General features: G+C 60.5%; 12 protein-coding genes. 4 read left to right on the forward strand and 8 right to left on the reverse strand.

All coding sequences use genetic code 11. The annotated features are described in order from the left end of the window. A partial coding sequence (locus JV551A3_RS17420) for a PrpF domain-containing protein (RefSeq protein WP_328592105.1) occupies positions 1 to 161 on the reverse strand: 161 nt, incomplete at its 3' end. A gap of 147 nt (positions 162 to 308) precedes the next feature. Between JV551A3_RS17420 and JV551A3_RS17425 the strand changes: the two genes are divergently transcribed. After that, positions 309 to 1,202, forward strand: coding sequence for a LysR family transcriptional regulator (locus JV551A3_RS17425; protein WP_085622438.1), 894 nt, complete (start codon positions 309 to 311; stop codon positions 1,200 to 1,202). 60 nt (positions 1,203 to 1,262) lie between these two features. On the opposite strand, the gene tcuB is transcribed toward JV551A3_RS17425, so the two are convergent. The 3 genes from tcuB to JV551A3_RS17440 form a co-directional block, all read right to left on the reverse strand. After that, positions 1,263 to 2,444: a tricarballylate utilization 4Fe-4S protein TcuB gene (gene tcuB / locus JV551A3_RS17430; RefSeq protein WP_133973399.1), complete on the reverse strand. Its 1,182-nt coding sequence runs from the start codon at positions 2,442 to 2,444 to the stop codon at positions 1,263 to 1,265. Beyond that, on the reverse strand, positions 2,425 to 3,879 hold the full coding sequence (gene tcuA / locus JV551A3_RS17435) for an FAD-dependent tricarballylate dehydrogenase TcuA (RefSeq protein ID WP_133973401.1): 1,455 nt from the start codon (positions 3,877 to 3,879) through the stop codon (positions 2,425 to 2,427). The genes tcuB and tcuA overlap by 20 nt, the downstream gene beginning before the upstream one ends. Positions 3,880 to 4,027: 148 nt before the next feature. Further along, entirely contained in the window at positions 4,028 to 4,948 is a 921-nt protein-coding gene (locus JV551A3_RS17440) for a LysR family transcriptional regulator (RefSeq protein WP_133973403.1), read from the reverse strand. A 429-nt stretch (positions 4,949 to 5,377) separates the two neighbouring features. Between JV551A3_RS17440 and JV551A3_RS17445 the strand changes: the two genes are divergently transcribed. The 3 genes from JV551A3_RS17445 to arsJ are packed head-to-tail and all read left to right on the forward strand — an operon-like array spanning position 5,378 to position 8,026. Beyond that, the gene (locus tag JV551A3_RS17445) at positions 5,378 to 5,734 is read left to right on the forward strand and encodes a metalloregulator ArsR/SmtB family transcription factor (RefSeq protein WP_133973405.1); all 357 of its coding nucleotides are present in this window, start codon (positions 5,378 to 5,380) and stop codon (positions 5,732 to 5,734) included. Between the two features lie 33 nt (positions 5,735 to 5,767). Continuing rightward, on the forward strand, positions 5,768 to 6,772 hold the full coding sequence (locus JV551A3_RS17450; RefSeq protein WP_133973407.1) for an ArsJ-associated glyceraldehyde-3-phosphate dehydrogenase: 1,005 nt from the start codon (positions 5,768 to 5,770) through the stop codon (positions 6,770 to 6,772). 9 nt (positions 6,773 to 6,781) lie between these two features. After that, entirely contained in the window at positions 6,782 to 8,026 is a 1,245-nt protein-coding gene (gene arsJ / locus JV551A3_RS17455; RefSeq protein WP_133973409.1) for an organoarsenical effux MFS transporter ArsJ, read from the forward strand. A 78-nt stretch (positions 8,027 to 8,104) separates the two neighbouring features. Here the strand turns inward: arsJ and JV551A3_RS17460 are convergent, their stop codons facing one another. The 4 genes from JV551A3_RS17460 to JV551A3_RS17475 all read right to left on the reverse strand — a co-directional run bounded on the left by JV551A3_RS17460 (position 8,105) and on the right by JV551A3_RS17475 (position 11,873). Continuing rightward, positions 8,105 to 9,481, reverse strand: a complete 1,377-nt coding sequence (locus JV551A3_RS17460; RefSeq protein WP_133973411.1) for an LLM class flavin-dependent oxidoreductase — start codon at positions 9,479 to 9,481, stop codon at positions 8,105 to 8,107. A 35-nt stretch (positions 9,482 to 9,516) separates the two neighbouring features. After that, positions 9,517 to 10,362, reverse strand: coding sequence for an amino acid ABC transporter permease (locus JV551A3_RS17465; protein ID WP_133973413.1), 846 nt, complete (start codon positions 10,360 to 10,362; stop codon positions 9,517 to 9,519). Next, on the reverse strand, positions 10,359 to 11,180 hold the full coding sequence (locus JV551A3_RS17470; RefSeq protein ID WP_133973415.1) for an ABC transporter substrate-binding protein: 822 nt from the start codon (positions 11,178 to 11,180) through the stop codon (positions 10,359 to 10,361). Before JV551A3_RS17470 ends, JV551A3_RS17465 begins: the two co-directional genes overlap by 4 nt. Positions 11,181 to 11,390: 210 nt before the next feature. Next, the gene (locus tag JV551A3_RS17475) at positions 11,391 to 11,873 is read right to left on the reverse strand and encodes a glycine zipper domain-containing protein (RefSeq protein WP_133973417.1); all 483 of its coding nucleotides are present in this window, start codon (positions 11,871 to 11,873) and stop codon (positions 11,391 to 11,393) included. Positions 11,874 to 12,054: the final 181 nt, after the last annotated feature.

The raw sequence follows: 12,054 nt of genomic DNA on the forward strand, positions 1-12,054 counted from the left end.
CTACCGCCACCGATGCCGTCGATTTCCAGTTCATGCCCGGAACCCATCAGGTTGATCAGCAATTCGTCGCGTTCGACCACATTGGCAGGAAGGTCCCATGCATGGAAAAACGGGCCCTTGGAGGTGCCACCGCGCATGAGTACGCAAGGAATTCGTTGCATGATTTCGCACTCTTGTTGATCAATGGACATCATTGATGCTGTGGACAAAAGATTGACAGGGATGGATAAATCAATCCAATGCAAATATCGTAGCTATTGTTCCGATTCAAGCATCAATACCGAACCAGGGCCCAAGAGCGATCCGAGATGGAATATGAGCTGCAAGACATACGATCTTTCGTGAAAATCGCCGAACTCGGTAGTTTCCACGAGGCTGCAGAAGCGTTGCACCTGTCGCAACCCGCCCTGAGCCGGCGGATTAAAAAGCTCGAGGAAGGGTTGGGCACTTCGCTGCTGGAACGCACTACCCGTCGCGTCAGCCTTACCAGCGTCGGGCGTGACTTCCTGCCCAAGGCCAGGCGCCTGCTGGATGACTTCGAAGACTCGATCCTGAGCATTCGCGAACTCGCAGAACGCCAGACCGGGCAGGTCACCCTCGCCTGCATCCCGACCGCGGCGTTCTATTTCCTGCCGTCGGTGATCCGCGACTACAACGAGCAATACCCGAAGATCCGCATCCGTCTGCTGGACCTCAGCGCCAACGACGGGCTCGAAGCCGTGCTGCGGGGTGAGGCCGATTTCGGTATCAACATGATGAGCGGCCAGCACCCGGACATCGAGTTCGTCTCCCTGGTACAGGAGCACTTCGTGCTGGCCTGCCGCAGGGACCACAAGCTGGCGAACCGTGACGCCGTGACCTGGACAGAACTGGCCGACTACCGCCTGATCGGCGTAGGCCGGTTGAGCGGCAACCGGATGTTGCTGGACCATGCGCTGTCCGGGCTCAACCTGCGGCCCAAGTGGTTTTATGAGGTTCAGCACCTGTCCACCTCGCTGGGCATGGTCGAAGCCGGGCTGGGCGTGTCGGCCATGCCCAGCCTGGCCATGCCCAACGCCGACCACCCGACGCTGGTCAGCGTGCCGCTGATCGAACCCCAGGTCACCCGCACCCTGGGGCTGGTCTATCGCAGAGGGGCGTCGCTGTCGCCAGCAGCGGAGAAGTTCGTGTCGATCCTGCTGGACAAGTGGCCCAACCGGTAAGCGAAACGCCTTGCATGTCGCGTGGTGCGGCACAGAGGAAAAACCGGCTGCGTGCATGGTTCACTCCCCTCCCAGACCCAGCTCGTTGGGCCGGCGCTTCTCGATCGCGAACTTCAGCAGTGCCGCGCTGCGGAACAGGCCATGGGCAAACTTGCCATAGGGCAGCGTGATGAACAGCGCCATCACGGTGCCCAGATGGATCGCCAGCAGAATCGCCATCGCTGCGGTATCACGCAGGCCCAGCAACGCAAGGCCCGTGACGCTGACCAGCAGCAGAAGCAGGATGAACGCCCGATCCATGGGCCGCTGGGCAACATCGCCCTGCTCCGGCGCCCTGCGCAGGTTCAGCGCCAACAGCCCGGCCGGCCCGACGACCAAGCCAATTCCGCCCAGAGTTCCAAGCAACACCGGTGCGCTAAGCAGCGGGTACGGCGCCTGCTGGCCCAGCAGGTAGTGATACCCGGTGGCGACTACCGTGGCGGCAAAGCACAGCATGAAGCCGTAGAAGGTGAAGTGATGGAAGCGACGGCGCCAGAGCGTGTAGCGATCATCGGCATTGTTGCAACCTTGGCCGTGCCCACCGTCCAGGTACTTCAAGGTCAATGCCGCGCTCGATGCCTCGAACACCGCCCCTTTGGCGGGTTGCGCCAGCGTCTCGGCAGGCGAGGCCGAGCGCCAGAAGCGACGTACCGCCACCGCCAAGGCCAGAGCTGCAGCGGCAAACACGCTACCGAACATCAGCGCGAGGGTGTTGTGCGGGAAGACCGCATAGAAGTTACCCGCCAATCGCCCCGGCAGCAGCGTGCCGTTGACGAACAAGGTCAGCAGCAGGAATAGCGACAAGGCTACGGCCAATGCAGTGGCGACATAGGTGCCGTTGTGCCTGTACAGCCGCCCGAAGAAGGCCGGCCAGGCGTACTCGGCGTAGGTCTGCCCGCGCACCTTGGCCATCGCCTGAGGCACGTTGACGGCGAATTCATGGGGCTGCGCGTACTGGCAGGCATGCAGGCAGGCGCCGCAGTTGTGGCACAGGTTGGCCAGGTAATGGATGTCGGCCTTGCCGAACTCCAGCCTGCGGGTCATTGCCGGGAAAACTGCGCAGAAGCCTTCGCAGTAACGACAGGCGTTGCATATCCGCATTTGCCGGTCCACTTCCCGCTCCTCGACGTTCAACACCGGGATCAGTTCGAGGGCCGCCCCGGCGGCATCAGGCTGGCGTGGTTCAGGCAGTTGCGCAGTCATGGCGGTTCTCTTTTTCTGGATGTTCGTAACCCGCCGCTGCGGCGGCGCTGGTCCCGGCGATACGGCCGAAAGCGGTGCCGATGGACATGCCGACACCTGCGGTGTAACCCTTGCCCAACACATTGCCCGCCATCATCTCGCCGGCAACGAACAGGTTCGGGCTGGGACGCCCGTCGAAATGGACGGCGGCGGTTTCATCGGTGCGCAGCCCCAGGTAGGTGAAAGTCACGCCAGGGCGCAGCGGGTAGCCGTAGTAGGGAGGCGTATCGATCGGGCGCGCCCAGTGGCTTTTCACCGGCTCCAGGCCAACGGTGTGGCAGTCGTCCAGCCGGGTGTGGTCGAACGTGCCCACCTGGCAGGCACGGTTGTAGGCATGCACGGTTTCGAGGAAGGCCTGCACAGGCAAACCGAGCAGGCCGGCCAACGCCTCCAGGCTATCGGCGGTGGCGCCCGGGAAAACCGGTGGCATGAAGCGCCCGAGGGCCTTGCGGTCGATGATCGAGAACCCCACCTGCCCAGGCTGATGCGCCACCAGGCGCCCCCAGATGGCATAGCGCTTGGGCCAGAAATCCTCGCCTTCATCGTAGAAGCGCTGGCCGTCGCGGTTGACTACCACGCCCAGCGACACACAATCGATGCGCGTGCAGATGCCGCCATCGTAAAGCGGTGCGCGGGCATCGATCGCCACCATGTGCGCCTGGGTCGGGTCGCCAATCGTGTCGGCACCCTGTTCGATCATGCGGCGCAACAGCACACCGTCATTGAAACGAGTGCCACGGATCAAGAAGTTGTCCGAAGGCCACTCCCCTCGCTCGTTCTGCCCCCATGCCTGGCGCAACCATTGGCGGTTGGACTCGAAACCACCGGCGGCAAGCACACAGGTACGCGCCTCGATGCGCTCGGCTGGCAGCTGTCGCCCCTGAACTTCACGCGCCGGCACATGGGCCGCGACGAAGCGCCCGTCCTGCAGCTCGATGTCGGCTACCGGTGTGTCGTAGCGGATCTGTACGCCAAGGTTTTCGGCGCTGCGAAAGTAGGCATTGACCAGCGCCTTGCCGCCGCCCATGAAGAAGGCATTGGTCCGCGCGGTGTGCAGCGCACCGGATAACGAGGGCTGGAAATGCACGCCATGGCGGCGCATCCACCCGCGACAACGGGCGGATGCGCGAATCACCAGGCGCGCGAGCTTTTCATTGGTCTGGCCACCGGTGACCTTGAGCAGGTCCTGCCAGAACTCTTCTTCCGGGTATGCCTCGAGCAGTACGTCCTGGGGGCCATCATGCATGCACCGCAGGTTACGCGTGTGTTGTGAGTTGCCACCACGCCAGGCGCGGGGTGCGGCCTCGAGCAGCAGCACGCTGGCTCCGGCCTCTCGCGCCATCAGCGCGGCACAGAGGGCGGCATTGCCCCCTCCGATGACTAGCACATCGATCATTTCGCCTCCAGATCACGAAGAGCCGAATGTTCGGCTGCTCCTCGTGACCAGGGACTTTAATGAGAGCCCGGAGGGTGCGAAACGCGATCGTCGAGGGGAGGCATTCAGTTTTTCTAAAGGGGCTGGGTGAGCGTATCCAGAATCCGGGTCAAAGCAGCCGGGCCCCAGGCCATCGGCCCTGTTCCACCAGATCCCGAGCGACCTCCTGCAGTACGATCCGGGTCGCCAACGCGGCAGGCGAAAGCTCGTCATCGGTCAGGCTGACAATCACATTGCGACGCTGCGCCTGAGCTTCATCGATGGCAAACACGCGCAGGCCCGCCTGGTGCGCCCGGGCCACTGTCGCGCCGGGCTGGATGGTGGCGGCATGGCCCGCACACACGCAGTCCATCAACAACGACAAACCATCTACTTCCATGACGATGCTGGCCTCCAGCCCTGCCCGCTCGAAAATCGAGCGCAACGTCGTGCGCAGGCCATGTTGCGTGCTGGGCATCACCAAGGGGAGCGTCGCGATCTGCTGCAACGTGAGCGACTCGCCCCACCCTGCCTTGACCAGCGGGGCGGGAACCAGCACGAAAAGCCGCTCCGTCAGAAGCGTCCGGACATCCAGCCGTGGTCCCGTTTCTGCCTGGAACAGCACCGCCAGGTCAAGGTGCCTGGCGTTGAGTTGGTTCATCAGATAACCAGACAGCATTTCCACCAGGTGCAGACGGATGTCGGGGTAGCGCTCGCGCATCCTGTCGATCAACGCCAGGCCAAGAATCGATGCAGTGGTCGGTGCCAGCCCCACACTGGCATAGCCGCTCATGCGACCACTTTGTGCCGCCAGCACGGCGTGTTCCGCCTGGCGAAGCGCCAGGCGCGCATGGTATTCGAAGGCCAGGCCTGCCGCCGTCGGCGAAACGCCGGTGCTCGCACGTGTCAAAAGCCGGGTACTCACCTCGCTCTCCAGCTTCGACAGTTGCTGGCTCAATGCCGAGGCGCCAACCCCTAGCTCGAGCGCAGCCCGGCCAAGACTGCCGTACTCCAGAACACTGAGGAAATAGCGAAGCTGACGTAACTCCATACAGGTCTCTTTTCAACGATGGGGGCGGGCCTGGAGCATGTTAAACGTATTTGCACAGCCTGGATCGACAGAACGCTACCGTGAAAAGGAATGGCCTCGGGACCCTGTGAGAGCAACTGTCTTGGATACCTCTTCAAGCCAGCACTGGCCCTTGTAGGAGCGGCCTTGTGTCGCGATGGGCCGCAAAGCGGCCCCGACAATCTTTGCTGTGAAGCTGAAAACCTGGGGCCGCTTCGCGCCCCATCGCGACACAAGGCCGCTCCTACAGGGATCGCGCAAGCTTTGGGAATTGAGCAAGGCCGTTGCTTTCAAAAGGTGCGCGGAACAGATCCGGCGGCCTTGCAATACATTCGAAAATACGTATATTCGAAAAAACACATATTCTGAATACCCCGCCATAGGCACCCGCTGCCCGCGCCGAATACGCCCATGACTGACTCGCTGACCCCAACCCAGGTCTTCAAATGCCTCGCCGACGAGAACCGCATTCGGATGATGCTGCTGATCGCTCGCGAGGAAGAGCTGTGCGTCTGTGAACTGATCTGCGCCCTGGAAGAAAGCCAACCCAAGGTTTCCCGCCACCTCGCACAACTGCGCACCTGCGGCCTGCTTGAAGACCGCAGGCAGGGCCAATGGGTTTACTACCGCCTGCACCCAGAGCTGCCCAACTGGGTACGCGATGTCCTGGTAACCACGCTGGATGCCAATCGCGAATGGTTGAGCATCAGCGCCAAACGACTGGACACCATGGGTGGCCGCCCTCAGCGCGTCGCTGCCTGCTGCTGACCACTGCCGAGAAATACACTTGAGAACGAGACCATGGCAATCAAAGTAGGCATCAATGGGTTTGGCCGTATCGGTCGTCTGGCGCTACGGGCATCCTGGGACTGGCCGGAGTTCGAATTCGTCCAGATCAATGACCCGGCCGGCGATGCCCAGACCCACGCCCACCTGATCAATTTCGATTCGGTCCACGGCCGCTGGCAGCGTGAAGCCGGGGCAGAAAGCGACTCGGTAGTAATCGAGGGCAAGCGCATCAAGGTCACCGCGAACACGGCGATCACCGACACCGATTGGTCGGGCTGCGACCTGGTCATCGAAGCCAGCGGCAAAATGAAGTCGGTAGCCGTGCTCCAGGCTTACCTGGACCAGGGCGTCAAACGCGTGGTGGTCTGCGCTCCGGTGAAAGAGAAAGGCGCGCTGAACGTGGTGATGGGCGTCAACCAGCACCTGTTCGACCCGGCGCAACACCGTATCGTCACCGCCGCTTCCTGCACCACCAATTGCCTGGCCCCGGTGGTGAAGGTGATCCACGAGAACCTGGGCATCCGCCACGGCTCGATCACCACCATCCACGACCTGACCAATACCCAGAGCATTCTCGATACGCCGCACAAGGACCTGCGTCGCGCCCGTGCCTCGGGGATGAGCCTGATCCCCACCACCACGGGTTCGGCTACCGCAATCGCCGAGATCTTCCCTGATTTGCGCGGCAAGCTGAATGGCCACGCCGTGCGTGTACCGCTGGCCAACGCCTCGCTGACCGACTGCGTGTTCGAGGTGGCGCGCGAGACCACGGCTGAAGAGGTCAATGCGTTGCTGAAGGCGGCTGCCGACGGCCCGTTGAAGGGTATCCTGGGTTACGAAGAGCGACCACTGGTGTCCATCGACTACCGCACCGACCCGCGGTCCTCGATCATCGATGCGCTATCGACTTTGGTGGTCAACGGTACCCAGGTAAAAATCTATGCCTGGTACGACAACGAGTGGGGCTACGCCAACCGTGCAGCGGAACTGGCCCGAATGGTCGGCAAGGCGGAGTAGCCGGCAATCATGAAGGCGTTGTCAGCCCTGCCCGCACAAGTGCGTCAGTACCTGCTGGTTACCGGCAACTACTGGGCCTTCACCCTCACCGACGGTGCATTGCGCATGTTGGTGGTACTGCACTTCCATACGCTGGGCTACACGCCGCTGCAGATCACTGCGTTGTTCCTGTTCTACGAAGTGTTCGGCGTGATCACCAATCTGGTGGGCGGCTACCTCGGCGCCCGCCTGGGGCTCAACCGCACCATGAACATCGGCCTGGGCATGCAGGTGCTGGCCTTGCTGATGCTCACGGTGCCGGCAGCCTGGCTGACAGTACCCTGGGTGATGACGGCCCAGGCGTTGTCCGGCATCGCCAAGGACCTGAACAAGATGAGCGCCAAGAGCTCCATCAAGCTTCTGGTGCCGGACAGCCAGCAAGGCACCCTGTACAAGTGGGTAGCCATTCTCACCGGTTCGAAAAACGCGCTCAAGGGCGTGGGTTTCTTCCTTGGCGGCGCCTTGCTCGCCCTGCTCGGCTTCACCCTGGCGGTGCTGGCCATGGCAGCGGTGTTGGCATTGATCTGGATCGGCAGCCTGATCCTGCTGAAGAAGGACCTGGGCAAGGCCAAGGCCAAACCGAAGTTTCGCGACCTGCTGTCCAAGAGCCGGGCCATCAACATTCTCTCGGCCGCACGGCTGTTTCTCTTTGGCGCTCGTGACGTCTGGTTCGTCGTGGCGTTGCCGGTGTACCTGAGCACGGCTTTTGGCTGGGACTTCTGGCTGGTCGGAGGTTTCCTGGCTACGTGGATTATCGGCTACGGCATCGTCCAGTCGCTTGCCCCCCGCATCACCGGCAAGAAACGCGGCCATGTGCCCGACGGTCGTGCGGCCTTCATCTGGGCGATCGCCCTTGCCGGGCTGCCGGCGCTCATCGCCGTGGGCCTGTCGGCAGGCTGGTCAGCGCAAGTGGTGCTGCTCGGTGGGTTAATGCTGTTCGGCGTGCTGTTCGCGGTGAATTCGTCGCTGCACAGCTACCTGATCGTCAGCTATGCCAAGGAAGACGGGGTATCGCTGGATGTGGGCTTCTATTACATGTCCAACGCGCTAGGGCGGCTGGTCGGTACGCTGCTTTCCGGTTGGCTATTCCAGGCCTGCGGGCTGGTAGCCTGCCTGTGGATCTCCGCAGTATTTGTTCTGCTGGCTGCGCTGATTTCTATCGCACTGCCAAGGCATGCTGCCGGGGTGCTTCAGGCCAACGAAGAGAAAAGGTAATTTTCGCTCTGGGAAAGCTGGCGCTCATCCTTTACAGGAAATGGGCGCCAGCACGTTCATGTATCCCGATGACGCATGTCATGCGGGTAGCCGGAAAGAAGCTCCATATGCAGTCGCTGGCAAGCGGCTGGATCCGTCAGCTCTCAATCTGGATCGCAAGCTCCCGCTCTGCGGACTGGTTCGGTAGAGCCCTCTCTTTTGCAGCTCTGGTACCACCAGTTCCACAAAGTCCTCCAGGGTGCCAGGGCTGGTCAAAGGGTTGAGCATGTAGCCGCTCGTAGCCGAGATCCGCGCATGCTCCTCGATTCGGTCTGCGACCTGTTCCGGGGTGCCCACCAGGATCAGATCGGTGCCCCGTGTGACGTTGGCGAAGCGCTTCCTGACGTCCCCTGCGGTGAGCGGCTTACCGCTTCCGTCGGGTCGCATCATGTAGGAAGTAAGACCTTCGGTATGGTTCGACAATGCATCGCTGTCCGCGTAGCGGCTCAGATCGATTCCTGTGTCGCCAGCATAACTGACAAGTTGTGCTTCCAGATGGTAGTTGCTCTGGAGCTCATCGTACTTTCGCTGGGCTTCAATCTCGGTTTTCGCAGTTACGATGCGCAGCACTGTCAGCGACTGTATGTCATCCCGAGCACGGCCCCGCGCCTCCGCCATCGTCCAGATTTCTTCCAGGCCTTGGCGGATTTCATGTGGGTTCGACTTTGCTATGAAGATCAGTTCGGCATGTTTGGCCGCGAACTCGCGCCCTCTCCCGGACCAACCCGCCTGGATCAGCAGTGGCGTTCGTTGTGGCGACGGAGCAGACAGATGAGGCCCGGCAACTCGATAGCGCTCTCCCGCATGATTGATGGGCTTGACCCGGTCACCTTGGGCGTAAACTTGACGGGCTTTGTCAGCGACCACTGCGTCGTTTGCCCAACTGCCCTCCCAAAGCTTGTAGACCACGTCCATGAACTCCTCGGCACGATCGTACCGATCTCCGTGCTTGATCATTTCCTCCAAGCCGAAGTTGCGCGCGGCGCTGGACAGATAAGATGTGACGATATTCCATCCGACCCGCCCGTTGGTCATGTGATCGAGCGTGCTGAAACGACGGGCATGGGCAAAAGGATGCTCATAAGTCGTGGACACGGTAGCGCCGAACGCCAGGTTCTTCGTGATCGCTGCCAAGCCCGGGATAATCATCAACGGGTCATTTGCAGGAGCTTCGACAGCCCACTTCACGGCTGCCTCCGCGTTACCTCCAAAGACATCATAGAAGCCCAGAACATCTGCGAAAAACAGCATGTCGAGGTTGGCCTGATCAGCGATGCGTGCCTGGTTGGCCCAGAATTCGAAGGTGTTGGCGGCCAGGCGTTCATCCGCCGGATGCGTCCACAAGCTCGGTGCACCACCGCAGCCGACGCTGGCTTGTTCGTAGAGGGCAAACAATAGGGGTTTAGGGTCGGACATCACGGTTCCTGTAATCATTGATATCAGCGCTCACGTCATCGCTGATCCTGAAAGCCTTTGCCGTAGTGGCGCTCGAGCCGGTGCTGGATAAGCTCCAGCCCAATGGACAGAAGCCAGTAGATGAGTGCGGCGGTGGCCAGCATCTCGATGTATCGATAGGAAGAGCGCCCGTAGGACTGCGCCAGGAACATCACTTCCCATACCCCCATCACCGAAATCAGCGACGAGTCTTTCAGCATGGAGATGAACTGGCTGGTGGTCGGAGGGATGATCGTTCGCATCGCCTGAGGGAGAATGATGTAGAAGAACGTCGTTGGCGGCGTCATTCCCAGCGCCACTGCTGCCTGTCGCTGCCCTGGTGGTACAGCCATGATACCGGCGCGGAAAATCTCGCTCAGGTAGGCACCATAGTTGAGGGACAGTGCGATAACGCCGGCACTGATTGCGCCGGGTACTACACCGAGCTGTGGCAGCCCCAGGTAAATAAGCAGAATCTGAATCAGCAAAGGCGTGCCGCGGAAAAAGGAGGCGTAGAAGCTGGCAACTCCAAAGGCCACAGCGCTTCGAGAAAGCCGCGCCAGCGCTGTTACGAACCCCAGCACCAGCGAAAGCCAGATCGAGCAAAAACACAGGAACAAAGTCAGTGCAGCGCCCTGCAGGAACCCATTGGGTCCCAACTTGAGCCCAACCAGATTCGGCAACTTGTCGAGAATGATCGAGAACTTCAGGTCGAAGCTCAGAAAGAAAAACACACAGGCACCGAGCAGGGCCGCCCATGTCAGATACAAGCGGGTTTTAAAGCCAAATATTCGTCGGATGCGATCCGTCTGCGTCCTGGACGCCAGCGCAGTTTTGGCCGGGTGTGGATTGAGGGCTGTCATTTAGTGATATCGGCGCCAATCCACTTTTCCGAGATCCTGGTCAGCGTTCCATCAGCCTTGAGCTCAGTCACGACCTGGGCGACCTTTTCACTCCACTGGGGATCGTTTTTCTCAACGGCGACTACGTTGGGCTCGGCATACAAGGTCTCACCAGCAATCTTGAAGCGTGGATCCTGGGCGATACGTTCTTTTGCCGTGATCAGATTGGTGACCATGGCATCCAGCCGTACGCCGGTCCCCAGTGCCAGATCCTGAAATGCCACGGTTTCGTTGTCGTAGGGCGCAACCTGGACACTGTCAAACGGGTATGTCAGGGGTTTGTCCTCTGCCCCCTCGATGACGAGATCCTTGTTCAGATAGGCTTCGTAGGTGGACGCACTGATGACGCCAACCTTTCTTTGCGACAGGTCTTTACCGGAACTGATGGTGCTGTCTTTAGCGTTGACCACGATCACCGCGGGTGATTGGTAGTACTCGACAGGAAAATCGAACACCTCCGCCCGCGCCTTGCTTGGCGTCATGGAGCAAACACAAATGTCGTAGCGCCCACTCCAGCGTCCAGCGGCGATCACATCCCAAGAAGGTGTCTCGAGCTTGAGCTTGACCCCAAGCCGTTTAGCCACTGCTTTGGCGACATCGACGTCGAACCCGTCGAGCTGGTTCTGTTCATTCAGGAATGAGAACGGGGGGTAATTTTCCATCAGCACACCGGTCAGCTCGCCTTTACTTTCGATACGTTCAAGGGTCGAACCGGCCAAGGCACTTGAACAGGCGGCAAGGAGCGCCAGGCCTGCAGGCAAGAGAGAAATTGCTTTCAACTACAAATACTCCGCTAGTAAAGGGTTTAAATATTAAAACGCAATATAAAAACACTTTGTAATATCATTACGGAATATTAATGGATTGCTCAGCTATATCCCTTCTGTTTCGAGATTGCAGACAATGGGGGAAGTGTCGTGCTGGAGCTATTGGCCTGGCTGGCCGCAATTGCTGCGGCCAGCACTTGTAATGGGCCGGTAACGCAAGGATCAGTCGTCGTGGCGGTGTTTGCGCCAGCCGTAGTGATGACCACGGTCGTGGCGGTGACGACGCCAGCCCCGATCATCGTCATCGTCGTCATCATCACGATAACGATGCCCACTCTCGTCATCGTAGTCCCGGCCCATGTGGTTGCCCAAGGCACCGCCCACACCGCCACCGGCTGCTGCGCCGATCATGCTGCCAGTGGTGCCGCCCATCTTGCGACCCACCACGTTGCCGCCAGCTGCACCCAGTGCGCCGCCAATGGCCGCCTCGCCACGGCTGTGTTTGTTGGCGCCTACCGCACTACCGGCCGCGCCACCCAGGCCGGCGCCGATTGCCGAGCCGGTGCTGCCGCCGATCGACTGGCCGACGACCGAGCCCAATACTCCACCCAATGCGCCACCTATACCTGCTTCGGTATTGCCGCCTGCCGATGCAACGCCGCTCAGCAGGCCAAGTGACAACAAGAGAATCGAGGAGTACTTCATATGTGAAAGCCTCAAAGGGATACGGCGGCGATCCTGAGGCTCTGGACAGGGGCTTACAATTGAAATCCGACGAATGACACGACTTGGAAAAATTCTCCAAGTTACTGTTTTCACAATGGAAACTTTAGGGTTTTTCGACGGTCACAGGCTGATTGCGAAAGGCCTTTCCAGGGATGGAAAG

It is taken from the genome of Pseudomonas inefficax, from assembly GCF_900277125.1.
GTDB classification, from domain to species: Bacteria; Pseudomonadota; Gammaproteobacteria; order Pseudomonadales; family Pseudomonadaceae; genus Aquipseudomonas; species Aquipseudomonas inefficax.